This window comes from Cupriavidus sp. 01L43, from assembly GCF_056399925.1.
Map to the genome: position 1 here is coordinate 23,847 of NZ_JBFTSH010000019.1, position 15,825 is coordinate 39,671.

Here is a 15,825-nt window from a genome sequence, read left to right on the forward strand (position 1 = left end):
GGCGCTTCTCGACCTAGCTTGTGCCGCGCCGCAATCCATGGCAATTGGACCAAGGGCCACCCCGCGTCAGGACCGGGGGGACGGGATCAGGGCGAGCAGCTGGGACGCGTTGAACGGCTTGCGCAGATAGCCCAGCGCGCCGTTGGCCAGCGCGCGGGTGCGCGCCTCGGGCACGTCATAGGCGGTGATGAACAGCACGGGCAGGCCGATGGGCATCAGCCGCTGCTGCACTTCCAGGCCGTCAATATCGGACATGCAGACATCGAGGATCACGCAGTCGGGGCGGTAGCCGGGGTCGGCGTGGAGGCGGTCCAGCAGCGTCAGGCCGCTGGCGTAGGTATCCACGACGACGCCGGCGGCGCGCAGCAGCCGCGCAATCGCGCGGGCTACGGCGTCGTCGTCATCGACGATGACGACAAAGGTCTCGGTAGGCCCCATAGATTGACCACAGGTTGACCATCGGCAGGATCGGCAATCGCGCAAGCATCGCTGATGCTCGTAGCCTACGAGATGCCCCGCCCCCGCGATATTGGGCCATGGTCCCGCCCAGGCGGCGCGCCATGCCGGGGTGTGCACCCCGGCCCTTCACCCGTCTGCGTGGGGAGCGCTCAGGCCCCGGCGCCCGCACCCGCGCGGTGGGGTGTCCGTGCGGCGGCCACGGCGGGCAGGCCGAGCTTGTCGGCCATGCGCACCAGCTCGGCCAGCGAACCGACCTCCAGCTTGCGCATGACGCTGGCGCGATGGGCCTTGATGGTCTTCTCCACCGTGCCCAGTTCGCTGGCCACCTGCTTGTTCAGGCGGCCGGTGACCACCCATGCCATCACCTCGCGCTCGCGCGGGGTCAGGCGGTCGAGCCGCTCGCGCAGGTCGGCCATTTCCTCGTGTTCCATGTGCCGCGCCACGGCGCAGCGGCAGGCCCGTTCGAGCGACGCCAGCAGCGCGTCTTCCTGCACCGGCTTGAGCAGGAAGTCCGTGGCGCCGGCCAGCATGGCCAGGATCGTGGAGGGGACATCGGCATGGCCCGTGACGAAGATCACCGGCAGCTCGCCGTCGAGCCGGCGCTGGAGCGTGATGCCGTCCATGCCCGGCATCTGGAGGTCCAGCATCACGCAGGCCGGACCGGGGTCCGCCGCGCGCGCATCGAGGAAGGCCCAGGCATCGTTGAAGCCCACCGCCTGGTAGCCGTGCGCCTTGACCAGCCGCACCAGCGCGCGCACGACACCGGGGTCATCGTCGACGATATACACCGTCGGAACGTGTTCGCTCATGGCGCTATCCTTTGAAAGACGATTCGGCCATGGCAAGCCCGCGCGGCATGCGGACGCCGCGTCGTGTGGGCATGCCTTCCTGGGGCAGCGAAAACTGGAATGTCATGCCACGGTCCGCGTTGTTCCACGCGTCCAGCGTGCCGCCATGGCGCGCGGCGATGGCGCGGCTGATCGACAGCCCGAGCCCCATGCCCTGCGGCTTCGAGGTGACGAACGGTTCGAAGATGTGCTCGAGGTCGCCGGGGTCCACGCCGGCGCCGCTGTCGCGCACCGCGATCTGCACCATCCCCTCCGCCACGTGCGCCATCACCGTGACCTCGCGCGGGGTGCCACTGCCGGGCACGCCCCGGTCCACGGCATCGCAGGCGTTAAGCAGCACGTTGAGCAGCAGTTGCTGGATCTGCACCCCATCGCCATTGACGCGCGGCAGCGGCGACGCCACCTGCCGGGTCAGCACGATGCCGCGCCCGAGCGCGTTGCCACGCACCAGCGCCAGGGCCTCGTCGATGGCGGCGCCGATGTCCAGCGGCCCCAGCACGCGGGACTCGCCCTTGATCAGCGCGCGGATCTGCCGCACCGTGGCGCTGGCTCGGCACGCTTCGTCGTTCACGTCCTTGAGAATCTCGCGCACCTCGTCCATGTCGATGACATCGGACTCCAGGTACTGGCGCGCGGCCTGGGCATTGCTGACGATGGCGGTCAGCGGCTGGTCGAGTTCATGGGCCAGCGAGCCGGCCAGCTCGCCCATGCTGGAGAGCCGGGACGAGCGCATCAGCGAGGCATAGTCGGCATCGGCGCCGTTCTCGCCGCGCCGCCGCAGCCGCCCGGTGCGCGGCGCCGGCGCGCGCGGCGGGGCGCGCTTGTGCGGCAATGCGCGCCACAGCGCGTCCGCCACTGCGCAGCCGGCGGCCACGCTGGCCACTGCCAACAGCCACGTCGTCCCATGTGGAATCCGGGGGGATCGGCTCATGCGGTCTCTCCGCGGCCCGACTAGATGTCGAGCTTGCTGATCTTGGTGCCTTCCAGCGAGAGGTTCGCCATCAGGCCGGCATTCGTCACCACGAAGGCGACGATCGGCGCGCGCGCCGTGTTGGTGTCGATCAGCCCGTTGGCGCCGACCTGCGCCACCGCGACGGAGCCGTCCACCCCGGCCGTCCAGCCCTTGCTTTGCTGGAACTTCTGCAAGGCTTCCGGCGTCATGAACATCATCACCATCATCTTGGACTGCGCGCCGGCAATCAGCCCGAAGGCCGCGGTGGAGGTGCGGTAGTAGCCCGCCGGCTGGCCGGCAGTGCGGAGCACGCCCTCCCCATACTCGCCGCCGATACCCAGCCCGGCGGCGATGATCTTGGGAAAGACGAGAATCCCGGTGGCCTTGCTGGCCAGGGCCTGCGAGCCGTTGACCGAGCTATAGAGCCGGTTCAGCGCGCCGTCCGCGCCCGCGTCGATTTCCTTGCGTTTGCTGGCGTTATCCGAGGCGGAACCGGAAGAGGTGGTACAGGCGGCGTTGAGACTGGCCAGTGCGGCCACGCCGAGCAGGGTCGTGAACGAACGACGATTCATGGCAGTTACCCCCTGGAGCTTGTGCGTCCATGTTTTGCTGACTGCGCGATCTGCGCGTACTGCGCCCGGATATACGTTGCGCTGCACCCCGGATAAGGCCAGGAATCGTCAAGAAAGACGACAAAGCGAATTCGCCAGATTCGTGATCTATGTATGGTCGGCTTTCACATTAGTGGGCGGCCTGCGCAATTGCAATCTCTTCCTGCACACGGACGCCGCCCTGCGGGGGCGGCGCCGGAGGCTCAGGGGGCCGTCTTGGCCCATCCCGGGCCAGGATCGAAGCGGGTCATGGCCTGCGCGCGCGCCGCGCTGTTGGGACCGAGGTCGGCTTCGTACACCTGGCCCTCGTGGTTGACCATGAAGCTCTTGACGCCGGTATCGCCGTATCGCACGGGCCACGCCACGATGGCAAAGCCGCCGAACAGCCGGCCGTTGACCACGTAGTCGTAGGCACCGCCGGGCGCCGCCGGTCCTTGTGCCGTCAACAATTTATAGCGATAGCCGTAGTAGCCGTCCTGCGTGGTATTGCCCTTGCCGACAGCCAGGAAGGCGGGGCCGAGCGGGCTCGGCGGCTCGCCGCCGCCCGTGGGCCAGTACAGGCCGTCGCGCTTGCCGGGCGAGCTGGACAGCTTGCCGGCATAGACCAGCACGCCGTCGCCGTCATGATCGACGCTGGCGTATTCGCGCTGGGCGTCGCAGACCGCCAGCATGGTCTGGATCACAGCCAGCTCATTGCGCCCGATACGCCGCACGCGCATCTCGTCCACGCCCTCGGGCACGTTGAAGTACCACCCCTGCGCCGACTTCACCAGCGGCACCGGCAAGGTCCAGCCATCGTCGCCCACCGCCACAAGGGCGCGGTCGGCACCCTCGGGAAGTATCTTGTGCGACACACTCCAGGCACTCAGGAAGCGGTAGCGCGCGTCCGCGCCAACGGGCGGGATCAGGCGCCGGTAGTCGCTACCGAGCAGGGTGCCCAGCGCGGCGTCGTCGCTGGTCGCCACGGCATCGCCGAATGCCAGCATGGCGGCTTCGGGCGATGGGAAATGCCGCTGGCTGGCGGCCCACGCCGGGCCCGGCCATGGCCACGTCAAGGCCATCACGATGGCTGTCGTGGCCGCCATCCAGCGGGCCCTTCCGGCAAGCCGCCCCAGGCGGTGCGTTGATCGCGCGGTCATCGTCTCCCCTTTTCAGCGCCTGCCGCCGCCACCACCACGGCCACCCCCACCGCCGCCACGGCCACCGCCGCCGCCGAAGCCGCCGCCTCCCCCGCCGCCACGGCTGCCCGCGTGACTACCGCCACCGCCGCCGGTTCCACGGCTGCTGGCGTGCCCGCCGCCAAAGTTCGATTGCTGCGAGCTGGCGCGGCCACGGTCCATGTCGCGCTGCGCACTTTGCCCGCCGCCTACGCCCTGGAAGGCGTTGTCCCGGCCTGCCCCGCTGCCCGAGCCCATGTCGCCCCGGCCACGGTCCGTGCTCAGGCTGCGGTCGCTGGCTTGCCGATTGCTGGCCTGCGCGCGGTCGCCGCCGGCGCCTTGGCGGTCGCCCCGGTCGCCCCCTTGCCGGTCGCCCCGGTTTGCTGACCGATCAGAAGCTGTTGCCCGATCGCCGCCGACGCCATCGCGCCCACCGTCACGCCCACCGTCACGCCCACCGTCACGGCCACCCTCACGTCCGCCCTCACGGCCACCATCACGTCCACCTTCGCGCCCACCCTCCCTGCCGCGATAGTCGCTGCGGCGGTCCGCCCCGCCCGAGTTCTTGCCGTACTTCTCGCGCGAAGCGTTGTCCCGGTACGACACGCCCTGCCGGTGACTGGAATCGTGCTGCCACTTGCCGCCGCCCTGCACCTTGGTGCGGTCGAAATTGCGGTCGATATTGGTGGCCCGGTTGACGTCGATATTCACATCGCCGCCGCCCCAGTTGCAGCCGCCGAAGATCGCGCCCGCCGCTGCCAGCCCCACGCCCCAGGCGAAGCCGGTGGCCAGCGCCGCCCCCGGGTAGTAGGCCGGATACGGGGGCCAGTAGTACGGCGGATAGCTCGGATAGCCCCATGAGCCGTAGACCACGGTGGGGTTGTAGGCCGGTACATAGATCACCTGGGGATTGGCCGGCTCGACGCGGATGATGGTCTCGGCGACCGGTGGCGGCTGGCCCTGCACCGGCGCGGGCCCTGGCTCCACCGACACCTTCTGCTGCTCGTTGGTCTTGAGGTTGCCCGAGTCCCGGGCGCGGGCGCGCAGGCGCTGCACCGCCGCCAGCACATCGCGCTCCTGGGCCAGGAACGCGTCGCCGAGCTTCTGCGTCCAGTCCAGCTTGTCGCTCATCGGCTCCAGCACCTGCGGGAAGGCCACCAGAGACTTCACGCTGACATCCCAGGGCTGGTTCTCCACGGCCTTGACCGCGGCGTCGCCCTTCACATTGGGATTGGCCTTGACCCAGCGCGCCGCATACACGATCTCGAGCGGATACGTGGACGCCATGAGCACCTGGGAGAGCACGGAATCGGGATAGAGCGCGATCGGCGCCACGAGGGACTCGAGTTCCTCGGGCTTGAAGGTCGGCGCCGCAGGCGCGGTGGATGCCGGCGGCGCGGCGGGTGCAGGGGTCTGCGCCGCCGGGACACCGGGTGCGGTGAACATGGCAAGCCACGCCACGGCGACCAGAACGCGCGCGCAGGACATCAGTCGCTCGAGCCAACGAGCCATGGCTGCCTCCTCTCTCCGGGAAGCGGTTTGCAATCTCCGCGATGCCGGACTATGTTCGTAGCACCTCTTGCGTAGCCGTAACGCTTGCTTTTCCCGGGGCAAGCATTCCCATTCTCGACGCCGTCGGCGCCAATTTGTATTGGCCTTTGGACTTGGCCAGCGCGGGCGGCCTGCCCTTCCCCGGGAGACATGCATGACCGCTGCCGCACGCGTGCTGGCCCGGGTGGCGATGGTCACGATGGTGGCAGCCGCGCTGCTGTCCGGCTGCGCCAGCCTGCCCCCGGCGGACGGTGAACCGAGCCACGCGATGACAGACACCGCGCAAACCACGCTCGGCCGCCTCGCCGCGCAGCGTCGCCCTGACCCGCCAGACCAGAGCGCCTTCCACCTGCTGGCGGACAACGTCGACGCGCTGATCGCCCGCGTGCTGCTGACGGAAAAGGCCGAGCGCTCGCTCGACCTCCAGTACTACATCTGGCACGACGACGCCACCGGCCGATCCCTGGCCCATGCCGTGCTGCGCGCGGCGGACCGGGGCGTGCGCGTGCGGGTGCTGCTGGACGACATCGGCGTGGGCGCCGACGACAACCTGCTGCTGGCCGTGGACGCCCATCCAGCCATCGAGGTGCGCATCTTCAACCCGGTGGCCAGCCGCGCCTTCCGGCGTGCGGGCGCGCTGCTGGAGTTCTCGCGCGTGAACCGGCGCATGCACAACAAGGCGCTGATCGCCGATAACCAGGCCGCCATCGTCGGCGGGCGCAATATCGGCGACGAGTACTTCGGCGCATCGCCCGCCGTCAGCTTTGGCGATCTGGACGTGCTGACGCACGGCCCCATCGTGCGCGAGGTCTCCGGCGCGTTCGACGCCTACTGGAACAGCGAGGCGGCCTATCCGGTGGGCACGCTGACCGGCCGCAGCGCCGACCCGGAAGCCGTGGCCGCGCTACGCGAGCGGCTGGATGCGCTGGCGGCGGCCCAACAGGACCACCCCTACGCCGTGCACGCGCGCGAGCGGCTCCGGCAGGTACTCGCCGAGCCGCCCGCCGTCGCCGCATGGGGCCGCGCCGCGCTGCTCTACGATGATCCCGGCAAGATCACGCGCGCTGCCGAGGACACGGCCGGCCATCTGGTGCCCCAGTTGCGCGCGCTGGACGTGCAGCCGCAGCGCACGCTGCTGATCGTCTCGCCCTACTTCGTGCCGGCCGAGGCGGGCGTGGCGTGGTTGCGCGGGCTGCGCGAGCGCGGCGTGGCCGTGACGGTGCTGACCAACTCGCTCGCCGCCACCGACGTGGCCGCCGTGCACGCCGGCTACAAGCGCTACCGCGAGACGCTGCTGCGCATGGGCGTGGTGCTGTACGAGGTCAAGCCGATGCACGACCCCGAGGCCGCGGCGGGAACATCGGGAAAATCGACCAAATCGGGCAATACCAAGCTGTCGGCGTTCGGCAGCTCGCGCGCGTCGCTGCATGCCAAGACCTTCGTGGCAGACGACAGCGCCGTCTTTATCGGCTCGATGAACCTGGACCCGCGCTCGGTGCAGCTCAACACGGAGCTGGGCGTGGTCTGCGTGAGCCCGGCGCTGGCCGCGCAGGTGGCCGGCGCGATCCTGCCGAATCTGGGGCGCATTGCGTGGCGGCTCGCGGAGGAGGACGACCCCGAACGGGGCCGCCAACTGATCTGGATCGACGAGGCGAACCCGGACGCCGCCCCGCTGACCACGGAGCCCGAGTCCTCGGTGCTGCGGCGCGTCGGCGTGTGGTTCATGGGGCTGTTTCCCATCGAATCGCAGTTGTGAAGTGACTGCCGCGCCCGTCCTGCAGGGCAGGTTCGCGTTTTCCCGATCTGTCCCGAAATGAAAAAGGATTGTCCCCGACAGTCAAATCGGCGGCGCCCGTTCCGCCAATACTCCGACCCGGTTGCAGATAACTCGAACCGAGACACGGAGACAACATGAAGGCCAGGAATATTGCCGCAGCGGCGCTGATGACCACTGCGGGAACGGGTGCAGTACAAGCACAATCGGCGGTCACGCTATATGGCGTGGCCGACGTGAACGTCGAATACGCGAATCACGTGGGCGCGGTGCCGGTCGCCACGAACCAGTTCAACCGCGGGCAGGGTCACGACGTGGTACGCATGAACTCGGGCGGCCTCGCCGGCTCCCGTTGGGGTATTCGCGGCACCGAGGACCTCGGTGGCGGCGCGAAGGCCATGTTCGTGCTGGAGTCGGGCTTCAGCCTGGACTCGGGCACGCTGCAGCAGTCGGGCCGGATGTTCGGACGTCAGGCGTTTGTCGGCCTGCAGCGCACGGGACTCGGGCAGATCACCTTCGGGCGCCAGTACACGTCGATGTTCGAGGCGCTCGCCAACTTCTCGCCCACCGCCTACGCCACCCAGTACGAGCCGGTGGTGCTGCAGTCGGGCGCCAACTTCCGCGAAGACAACACCATCAAGTACACGGGCCAGTTCGGCCCGGTCACGGCGCTGGCGCACTGGTCCTTCGGCACCGGCCTGGCGCTGCCGGCCACGGTGGGTGTGGCCACGCCGATCGGCGGTAACGGCGAAGTGCCGGGCTCGTTCCGGCGCGACACCGCCTACGGCGCGGCCGTGGCCTACGCGGCCGGCCCGTTCGGGGTCACCGTCGGCTATGACCAGTGGAACCCGACCATCGGCACCAGCAGCGGCACGCTGCGCAAGGCGGCCATCGGCGGCAGCTACGGCTTTGGCGATGCCAAGATCATGGCCGGCTACCGCTGGGGCCAGAACAAGAACGCGGGCGGCACGGTGATCCAGCGCGACGACCTGTACTGGATCGGCGCGCTCTACCAACTCACGCCGGCCGTCGGCCTGACGCTCGAGTATCACTACGACGATCTCAAGAGCCTGGCCGGCGCGACGCAGCTCGCCAACCCGTGGCAGATCGGCTTCGTGGCCAACTACGCGTTCTCCAAGCGCACGGACGTGTACCTGACCACCGCCTACGCCAAGAATGCCGGCCTGATGCTCGAATCGCTGGCCACGGTCTACGCCAACAGCCTCTCGCTCGGCAACAGCTACGCGCTGGGCAATGGCGAACGGTCGATGATCGGCGCCGCCGTGGGCATCCGCCACCGCTTCTGAGCCCCGTGCTCAAACCGCCGCCAGCCCCTCAGCCGGCGGTGGTCGTTTTTGCCTCCGCCTTGCCCATGCGCCTGGCCGTGACGCTACAGCCGAAGCGGCCGCAGAACCAGCGCGAAAAAGCACTGAGCGATGAAAACCCAAGCAGCGTGGCCACTTCCGAGAGTGGCCGCGTGGCGTTGTCGATGTAGCGCAGCACGAGGTCCGTGCGCGCCGCATCGAGCACATCGGAATACGTCGTCTTTTCCTGCGCCAGCCGCCGGTGCACGGTGCGCCGATCCACGCTGAGGTGCTGCGCCACGCGATCCACCGTGCACAGGCCGGTGGGCAGCAGCGCGTAGATCAGCTTGCGCACCTGGTCCTGCATCGTCGCGGACGACTGCGCCAGCAGCGTGCCGAGGTACTGCTTCACCTGCCGCGCCATCACCGGGTCGTAGGATGGCAGCGGCGCCTCCAGGTCCGCCGCCTGGCAGACGATGCCATCGAAATCCTGCCCGTAGTCCGCCGGCATGCCGAACAGCTGCAGCGACGTGGCCGTGCTGGCCGGCGCCGCGTGCGTGAAGCTGATGCTGCGCGGCCGCCACCCGGTGCCCAGGAACAGCCGCAGCATGCGGAACATCACCCCCACTGCGAGATCGGAGGCCTGGCGCATCGTGCCGGGCCGCTCGCTCAGAATCTGCAGCCGGATCACCACCAGCGGCCCCGCCTCTTCCACCCACATCCCCAGCGCCTCGTTCTGCAGGTCCATGTAGCGAACCATCGACACCAGCGCCTCGCGCAGCGTGGGTGCCTCGCGCACCACGAAGGCCAGCGGGCCCAGGTTCGAGAACTCGCGCAGCGCCGCCATGCGCAGGCCAAAGTCGTCCACGCCGGCCGCTTGCGCCGAGGCATCGAGCAGCCCGCCGACCAGTTCGGCCCGGATGCGCAAGTTTGGATCCAGCAACGCGGAGCGCGCGATGCGCGCCGCGCGCAACTGCTGGTAGGGGTCGAGCCCGACGGCCCGCGCCACATCCACGTAATGGGTCAGGCTGGCGCCGCGCAACGTATAGGACATAGGCACATAGAAGGATGGATGCGTGCTTTCCCGGGGTGTCCCCACAGGTTAATTCAATGTCCCGTCATGTCAAACCGCGTATACCCGCTGGCCGATACTTCGGACACCGGCGCCCCGCGTGCCGTCCGCACATTCCCACCGCACCCAGCGAGGAGACAACATGCAATTTCTTGACGATTCCCTTCACCCCGAGAACATGGACAAAGTGGTCATCACCGTGGCGCCGTACGGCCCCGAGTGGATGCCCGAGGACTTCCCGGAAGACATCCCCGTCACCATGGAAGCCCAGATCCAGAAAGCCGTGGATTGCTACGAAGCCGGCGCCACCGTGCTGCACCTGCACGTGCGCGAACTCGACGGCAAGGGCTCCAAGCGCCTGTCCAAGTTCAACGAGCTGATCGCCGGCGTGCGCAAGGCCGTGCCGGACATGATCATCCAGGTGGGCGGGTCGATCTCGTTCGCACCGGAAGACGAAGGTGAATCCGCCAAATGGCTCTCGGACGACACGCGCCACATGCTGGCCGAACTCACGCCGAAGCCCGACCAGGTGACCGTGGCCATCAACACCACGCAGATGAACATCATGGAGCTGCTGTACCCCGAGTACGTCGCGGGCACCTCGCTCGAAAACCCGGCGTACCAGGCGGCCTACAGCGAGATGACCGTGCCGGCCGGCCCGGCCTGGGTGGCCGAGCACCTGCGCCGCCTGCAACGCGCCGGCGTGCAGCCGCACTTCCAGCTCACTGGCATGCACGCGCTGGAGACGCTCGAGCGCCTGGTGCGCGCCGGGGTCTACCTGGGCCCGCTGAACCTGACCTGGATCGGCATCGGCGGCGGCTTCGACGGCCCCAACCCGTTCAACTTCTTCAACTTCATCCACCGCGCGCCGGATGGCTGCACGCTGACGGCCGAGTCGCTGCTCAAGAACGTGCTGCCGTTCAACATGATGGCGATGGCGATGGGCCTGCACCCGCGTTGCGGCATCGAGGACACCATCATCGACCAGCACGGCAATCGCATGAGTTCGGTGCAGCAGATCCAGCAGTGCGTGCGCGTGGCCAAGGAACTGGGCCGCGAGATCGCCACCGGCAAGGAAGCCCGCGCGATCTACCGCATCGGCACCTGGTACGACAGCGCCGAAGAGACGCTGCGCGCGCACGGCATGGCCCCGAACCGCCGGGCCGGCGAGCGCAACCTGCCGCGCCGCCCCGCCTGATACTGGCTGACGCACGACATGGACGCACTGACCGATCCCTGCATCAATATCTGCCGCATGGACCTGTCCGGCCAGTTCTGCCAGGGGTGTCGCCGTACCCCCCTGGAGATCGGCCGCTGGCCCCGCATGACGCTGCTGGAGCGCGCCGCCACGCTGGCGGCCATCGCCCAGCGCCGCAATCCCGGCAATACGGGAACAAGACACGCCGCCTGAGCGTGCCTGCCCTACTATTCCAATACATCGAACGGAGACAAGCATGGCCCAACGCCTTGCCCACCTGATACCGCGGCGCACCGCCGTGGCTGTCCTGCTCGCGCTGGCCATGCCGGCCGCGTTTGCGTGGACCAACAAGCCGGTACGCATGCTCGTGCCGGCCCCCGCTGGGGGCACCATGGACGTGGTCGCCCGCCTGCTGGCGGAGCAGCTTTCCGCCGATCTCGGCCAGCCGGTCGTGGTCGACAACAAGCCCGGCGCGGGCGGCGGCATCGCCATCCACACGCTGATCGCCGCACCGGCCGATGGCCAGACCATCATGGTCACGGCCAGCAACGTGCTGACCGAGATCCCGCACGTGCTGAAGAGCAACTTCGATCCGCTCAAGGACATCCGCCCCGTGGCCGCCATCGCGCGTTCGCGGTTGCTGATGGTCGGCGCGCCGCAACTGCCGGCCAAGGACTTCAAGAGCCTGGTCAGCTACGCCAAGGCGCATCCGGGCAAGCTCGGCTTTGCTTCGTACAGCGCCGGCACGGCCTCTCACTACGCGGGGATGATCGTCAACCAGAAGACCGGCATCGACCTCCAGCACGTGCCGTTCGCGGGTTCCGGCCCGGCCCTGACGCAAGTCATGGGCGGCCAGATCGCCGTGATGTACGACGGCATGGTCACCTCGCTGCCGCTGATCAAGGCCGGCAAGCTCCAGCCCTACGCGCTGGCCGCCAAGACGCGCTCGCCACTGCTGCCTGACGTGCCGACCTTCGCCGAACTCGGCTATCCGGACGTCGACTTCAGCAACTGGATCGGCGTGGTGGCCTCGGGCCAGATGTCGGAAGACCTGGCGCGCAAGATCCAGACCGCCGTCGACAAGGCCGCGCAGACCCCCAAGGTCCGCGCCCGCATGGAAGCCCTCGGCTACGAGCCCATCGCCGAACTGCCGCTACCGCAACTGAGCCAGTCCGTGCGCGCCGAGTTCGACCGCAACGCAGGCATCGTGAAGACGTTCAATATCCAGCCTTGAAGGGGAAGTTGGCCAGCACGTCGTGTCAGGTCAGCGCTTCGCTGCCGCGATGCGTTGACGAAGCCTCCCGCATTTGATATGAACCGACTATCAAATCGCTTCGGGCTACCACTCCCATGGGTTCGCTTCAGATTGCCTCGGCAGCCATCGCCGCCGTAGTCCTGTTTCTCTATGGCCTCCAGGCGTTCAGCCGCGAGTTGCAGGACGTGGGCGGATCGCGACTCCAGGCATGGCTGCCGCGCGTGACAGCGAATCGCTGGTACGGCTTCCTGATCGGTGCGGTCGTCACCGCGCTGGTGCAGTCGAGCAGCGCCACCACGGCACTGGCCGTGACGCTCGTCGATGCCGGCGTCATCAGCTTCCTCGGCAGCCTGGGCGTACTGCTCGGCGCCAATGTGGGCACCACGGCCACGGCATGGCTGGTGTCGCTCAAGCTGACCGGCATCGGCCCCTTCTTCATCATCGCCGGCACGGTGATCTCCGCCGTGCCAAGCCGAATCCAGGCGATCGGCAAGGCGGCCTTCTATTTCGGCCTGATCTTCCTCGCCCTCGACCTCATTTCCAGCGAACTGAAGCCGCTGCAGCAGCAGGCGTGGTTCGCCGCCGGCCTCGAGCAGGCGCGCGAGGCATGGATGGCAGTACTGATTGGTGCGGTGTTCACGGCGCTGGTGCAGTCGAGCAGCGTGACCACCGGCCTTGCCATCGTGCTGGCGCAGCAGGACATGATCCCCATGGTCGGCGCCGTCGGCATTGTGGTGGGGGCCAATATCGGCTCGACCTCGACAGCGCTGATTTCCAGCCTGCGTATGAGCCCGGTGGCCAAGGCAACCGCCATCGCCAACATGCTGTTCAACTTGATCGGGGCGCTGCTGTTCTATCCCGCCATCGGCCCGCTGACCGCCGCGCTGGCGCGCCTGGGCGACCCCGCCATGAGCGTGGCGGCGGCACATCTGATCTTCAACCTCTGCATCGCCCTGCTATTCCTGGTCCTCCTGCCCCGGCTGGAGCCGCTGCTGCAACGCATGCTGAAGGTGCCTGCGTGAGAGGGTCCGCCTGGCCGGATCGACGATGACCAAAGAAAAGGCCAGCCTCGCGGCTGGCCTTTTTGCTGCTCTCCTCCCCCGGCCGGGGTCAGCCTTGCGCGGACTCGCGCAGCTGCTTCTTGTTGATCTTGCCGACGCTGGTCTTGGGGATCTCGGTCACGAAGACGATGCGGTCCGCCTCCGGTACCGCGAACTTGCTGAGGCGGTTGCCGGCCACATGGTCCAGCAGGCGCTGGCGGATATCGGCCGCATCCACCGCGTGGCCGGGCTGGCCAACCACGAAGGCCATCGGCCGCTCGCCCCAGCGCGCGTCCTGCACGCCGATCACTGCGCACTCGCGCACGCCGGGCACCTGCGCCACCAGGCCCTCCACCTCGAGCGACGACACCCACTCGCCGCCGGTCTTGATCACGTCCTTGATGCGGTCGACGATGCGGACGCCGCCATCCGCGCCCATCACGGCGATGTCCTGCGTATGCAGGTAGCCGCCGGCCCACAGCGCTTCGGAGGCCTCCGGCTTGCCGTGGTACGACTCGGTCAGGTACGGCGCGCGCAGCACGATCTCGCCCTGGTGGCGGCCATCGTGCGGCACGTCGCGCATCTGTTCGTCCACGATACGGAAGTCGACCATCGCCACCGGTCGCCCCGTGGCGCAGCGCATGGCGATCTCGGCTTCGCGGCTGGCCGGACGGACACCGGGCGCGAGCTGGGCCAGCGCGACGATCGGCCCGGTCTCGGACATGCCGTAGCCCGAGAACACGTCGATGCCGGCATCGAGCGCCGCCGCGCACAGCGCCGGCTGGAGGGCCGAGCCGCCGATGATGACGCGCCAGTCGGACAGGTCCTGCCCGGTCTCGCCGGCGGTCTGCAGCAGCATCTGGAGGATGGTCGGCACGCAGTGCGAGAACGTCACGCCCTCGGACGCACGCAGCGCCAGCAGCTGCGCCGGCACGTAGCGGCCCGGCAGCACCGTCTTCAGCCCCAGCAGGATGGCCACGTACGGGATGCCCCACGCCAGCACGTGGAACATCGGCGTGATCGGCATGTACACGTCTTCGCGGTGCAGGCGCTGGCCCGTACGCGGTGAGCACAGCGTGGTGGCCGTGGTCAGCGCGTGCAGCACGATATGACGATGGCTGTACGACACGCCCTTGGGGTCGCCCGTGGTGCCGGTGGTGTAGAACATCGCCGCGCGGGTGTTCTCGTCGAACTCCGCGAACGGGTAGTCCGGCGAGGCCGCCGCGAGCAGCGCCTCGTACTCGCCGTCGAGCGGCAGCGTGGTGGCCGGCGCCGGCTCGCCATCGGCCATCAGCACGAAGCGCTTGACGCCGGTTAGCTGGTCGCGGATCTCCTCGAGCAGCGGCAGGAAGTCACGGTGCACGAGCACGATCTCGGCCTGCGAGTCGTTGAGCGTGTACAGGATCTGCGCCGGCGAAAGCCGCACGTTCACGGTGAACAGCGTGGCGCCCATCATCGGCACGCCGAAATAGCATTCCAGGTAGCGGTGGCTGTCCCAGTCCATCACGGCCACGGTGCTGCCGTGGCGGGCACCCAGCGCGCCCAGCGCCGAGGCCAGCTGGCCGATGCGGCCGCGGAACGCCCGGTAGGTGTAGCGCGTGGTGCCCTGGTAGGTGATCTCCTGCTCCGGGCTCAGGCTCAGCGCGTTGACGAGCAACTGGCTGACCAGCAGCGGGTAGGCGTAGGCCGAGGGGGTGGAGACGATGCGGGCATCGGTCTTGAAATCTGTCATGTGAGGCATCTCGCGGTCAGTCAGTAAGGCACGTCACCGACGATGCCGGCGCGCTCCATCTTGCGCACGGTAGGCGCGTAGTCCTGCACGGCGTAGTGCTGCGTGCAGCGGTTGTCCCAGATCGCCACGCTGTTGCGCGTCCAGCGCCAGCGCACCTGGAACTCGGGAACCTCGGCCTGCGCGCACAGGTATTGCAGCAGGTCGCCCGAGCCGGGCATGAAGTCCTTGCCGAAGCGGACGGTGTCGCCCCGGTGGTAGTTGGCGAAGTGCGAGGTGAAGGCGTTGACGAACAGCACGGGCTCGCTGGTCTCCGGGTGGATGCGCACCACCGGGTGCTCCACCATCGGGAACTGGGCCGCCAGGGCGGCGCGCTTCTCCGGCGGCATATTGGCGCCGAAGGTGTGCTCGATGCTGTGCTTGGCGCGCAGGCCGTGAATACGGATCTTGATGTCGTCCGGCAGCCGGCGGTACGCCTCGGCCATGTTCACCCAGATCGTGTCGCCGCCCACGGGCGGGGTTTCCACGCAGCGCAGCACGCAGCCCATCGGCGGCGCGGCGCGCCAGGTGGCGTCGCAGTGGAACGAGTTCTCGTAGTGCTCCACCTTGCTGTCGGGCGACTTGTAGATGCGCACCAGGCCGGGGTGCTCCGGGTCGCTGCCGACCACCGGGTGGTCCTCCAGCTCGCCAAAGCGGCGCGCGAAGGCCACGTGCTCGGCCCGGGTGATGTCCTGGTCGCGCAGGAACAGCACCTTGTGCTGGAGCAGCGCCGACTTGATCTCGGCAAACAGGCCGGCATCGCGCGACGCCTCGCCCAGGTTGACGCCGGACAGTTCGGCGCCGATATGGCAGGTCAGGGGTTCCACTCGCATGGC

The 15,825-nt window shown here is 68.6% G+C and carries 15 protein-coding genes; 6 read left to right on the forward strand and 9 right to left on the reverse strand.

Annotated features, from left to right (window positions below):
- Positions 1-66: 66 nt before the first annotated feature.
- The 6 genes from AC1DP9_RS23715 to AC1DP9_RS23740 form a co-directional block, all read right to left on the reverse strand.
- Entirely contained in the window at positions 67-438 is a 372-nt protein-coding gene (locus AC1DP9_RS23715) for a response regulator transcription factor (RefSeq protein ID WP_477108657.1), read from the reverse strand.
- A gap of 170 nt (positions 439-608) precedes the next feature.
- Positions 609-1,268: a response regulator transcription factor gene (locus AC1DP9_RS23720; protein ID WP_092300823.1), complete on the reverse strand. Its 660-nt coding sequence runs from the start codon at positions 1,266-1,268 to the stop codon at positions 609-611.
- Between the two features lie 4 nt (positions 1,269-1,272).
- Entirely contained in the window at positions 1,273-2,238 is a 966-nt protein-coding gene (locus AC1DP9_RS23725; protein WP_477108658.1) for a sensor histidine kinase, read from the reverse strand.
- Positions 2,239-2,258: 20 nt separating this feature from the next.
- Entirely contained in the window at positions 2,259-2,831 is a 573-nt protein-coding gene (locus AC1DP9_RS23730) for a BPSL1445 family SYLF domain-containing lipoprotein (RefSeq protein ID WP_092300828.1), read from the reverse strand.
- 242 nt (positions 2,832-3,073) lie between these two features.
- The gene (locus tag AC1DP9_RS23735; protein ID WP_441592354.1) at positions 3,074-3,955 is read right to left on the reverse strand and encodes a DUF2950 domain-containing protein; all 882 of its coding nucleotides are present in this window, start codon (positions 3,953-3,955) and stop codon (positions 3,074-3,076) included.
- Between the two features lie 66 nt (positions 3,956-4,021).
- Positions 4,022-5,539, reverse strand: a complete 1,518-nt coding sequence (locus AC1DP9_RS23740) for a DUF3300 domain-containing protein (protein WP_477108659.1) — start codon at positions 5,537-5,539, stop codon at positions 4,022-4,024.
- 193 nt (positions 5,540-5,732) lie between these two features.
- Here AC1DP9_RS23740 and AC1DP9_RS23745 point away from each other — a divergent pair, with 193 nt between their 5' ends.
- Together AC1DP9_RS23745 and AC1DP9_RS23750 are read left to right on the forward strand one after the other, a co-directional pair.
- Positions 5,733-7,334: a phospholipase D family protein gene (locus AC1DP9_RS23745; protein ID WP_477108660.1), complete on the forward strand. Its 1,602-nt coding sequence runs from the start codon at positions 5,733-5,735 to the stop codon at positions 7,332-7,334.
- A 155-nt stretch (positions 7,335-7,489) separates the two neighbouring features.
- Positions 7,490-8,659 (forward strand): porin, encoded by a 1,170-nt coding sequence (locus AC1DP9_RS23750; RefSeq protein ID WP_092300840.1) that lies wholly within the window; start codon positions 7,490-7,492, stop codon positions 8,657-8,659.
- Between the two features lie 28 nt (positions 8,660-8,687).
- Here the strand turns inward: AC1DP9_RS23750 and AC1DP9_RS23755 are convergent, their stop codons facing one another.
- On the reverse strand, positions 8,688-9,710 hold the full coding sequence (locus AC1DP9_RS23755; protein WP_477108661.1) for an AraC family transcriptional regulator: 1,023 nt from the start codon (positions 9,708-9,710) through the stop codon (positions 8,688-8,690).
- A gap of 160 nt (positions 9,711-9,870) precedes the next feature.
- On the opposite strand from AC1DP9_RS23755, the gene AC1DP9_RS23760 reads away from it, so the two are divergent.
- The 4 genes from AC1DP9_RS23760 to AC1DP9_RS23775 all read left to right on the forward strand — a co-directional run bounded on the left by AC1DP9_RS23760 (position 9,871) and on the right by AC1DP9_RS23775 (position 13,203).
- Positions 9,871-10,926 (forward strand): beta-keto acid cleavage family enzyme, encoded by a 1,056-nt coding sequence (locus AC1DP9_RS23760; RefSeq protein ID WP_477108662.1) that lies wholly within the window; start codon positions 9,871-9,873, stop codon positions 10,924-10,926.
- Between the two features lie 18 nt (positions 10,927-10,944).
- Positions 10,945-11,139, forward strand: coding sequence for a DUF1289 domain-containing protein (locus AC1DP9_RS23765; RefSeq protein ID WP_477108663.1), 195 nt, complete (start codon positions 10,945-10,947; stop codon positions 11,137-11,139).
- 43 nt (positions 11,140-11,182) lie between these two features.
- Entirely contained in the window at positions 11,183-12,160 is a 978-nt protein-coding gene (locus AC1DP9_RS23770) for a Bug family tripartite tricarboxylate transporter substrate binding protein (RefSeq protein WP_477108664.1), read from the forward strand.
- Between the two features lie 116 nt (positions 12,161-12,276).
- Positions 12,277-13,203, forward strand: coding sequence for a Na/Pi cotransporter family protein (locus tag AC1DP9_RS23775; RefSeq protein ID WP_477108665.1), 927 nt, complete (start codon positions 12,277-12,279; stop codon positions 13,201-13,203).
- 88 nt (positions 13,204-13,291) lie between these two features.
- Here AC1DP9_RS23775 and AC1DP9_RS23780 read toward each other — a convergent pair whose 3' ends face one another.
- The gene (locus AC1DP9_RS23780; RefSeq protein ID WP_477108666.1) at positions 13,292-14,953 is read right to left on the reverse strand and encodes a fatty acid--CoA ligase; all 1,662 of its coding nucleotides are present in this window, start codon (positions 14,951-14,953) and stop codon (positions 13,292-13,294) included.
- A gap of 20 nt (positions 14,954-14,973) precedes the next feature.
- Positions 14,974-15,822 (reverse strand): TauD/TfdA dioxygenase family protein, encoded by an 849-nt coding sequence (locus AC1DP9_RS23785; RefSeq protein WP_092300858.1) that lies wholly within the window; start codon positions 15,820-15,822, stop codon positions 14,974-14,976.
- Positions 15,823-15,825: the final 3 nt, after the last annotated feature.

Bases quoted from the DNA above. Each gene is read 5' to 3' on its own strand.
- AC1DP9_RS23740 (WP_477108659.1), bottom strand. From the start codon at position 5,539: ATGGCTCGTTGGCTCGAGCGACTGATGTCCTGCGCGCGCGTTCTGGTC.
- AC1DP9_RS23735 (WP_441592354.1), bottom strand. From the start codon at position 3,955: ATGGCGGCCACGACAGCCATCGTGATGGCCTTGACGTGGCCATGGCCG.
- AC1DP9_RS23755 (WP_477108661.1), bottom strand. From the start codon at position 9,710: ATGTCCTATACGTTGCGCGGCGCCAGCCTGACCCATTACGTGGATGTG.
- AC1DP9_RS23780 (WP_477108666.1), bottom strand. From the start codon at position 14,953: ATGACAGATTTCAAGACCGATGCCCGCATCGTCTCCACCCCCTCGGCC.
- AC1DP9_RS23715 (WP_477108657.1), bottom strand. From the start codon at position 438: ATGGGGCCTACCGAGACCTTTGTCGTCATCGTCGATGACGACGACGCC.
- AC1DP9_RS23745 (WP_477108660.1), top strand. From the start codon at position 5,733: ATGACCGCTGCCGCACGCGTGCTGGCCCGGGTGGCGATGGTCACGATG.
- AC1DP9_RS23785 (WP_092300858.1), bottom strand. From the start codon at position 15,822: ATGCGAGTGGAACCCCTGACCTGCCATATCGGCGCCGAACTGTCCGGC.
- AC1DP9_RS23770 (WP_477108664.1), top strand. From the start codon at position 11,183: ATGGCCCAACGCCTTGCCCACCTGATACCGCGGCGCACCGCCGTGGCT.
- AC1DP9_RS23750 (WP_092300840.1), top strand. From the start codon at position 7,490: ATGAAGGCCAGGAATATTGCCGCAGCGGCGCTGATGACCACTGCGGGA.
- AC1DP9_RS23730 (WP_092300828.1), bottom strand. From the start codon at position 2,831: ATGAATCGTCGTTCGTTCACGACCCTGCTCGGCGTGGCCGCACTGGCC.
- AC1DP9_RS23765 (WP_477108663.1), top strand. From the start codon at position 10,945: ATGGACGCACTGACCGATCCCTGCATCAATATCTGCCGCATGGACCTG.
- AC1DP9_RS23760 (WP_477108662.1), top strand. From the start codon at position 9,871: ATGCAATTTCTTGACGATTCCCTTCACCCCGAGAACATGGACAAAGTG.
- AC1DP9_RS23775 (WP_477108665.1), top strand. From the start codon at position 12,277: ATGGGTTCGCTTCAGATTGCCTCGGCAGCCATCGCCGCCGTAGTCCTG.
- AC1DP9_RS23720 (WP_092300823.1), bottom strand. From the start codon at position 1,268: ATGAGCGAACACGTTCCGACGGTGTATATCGTCGACGATGACCCCGGT.
- AC1DP9_RS23725 (WP_477108658.1), bottom strand. From the start codon at position 2,238: ATGAGCCGATCCCCCCGGATTCCACATGGGACGACGTGGCTGTTGGCA.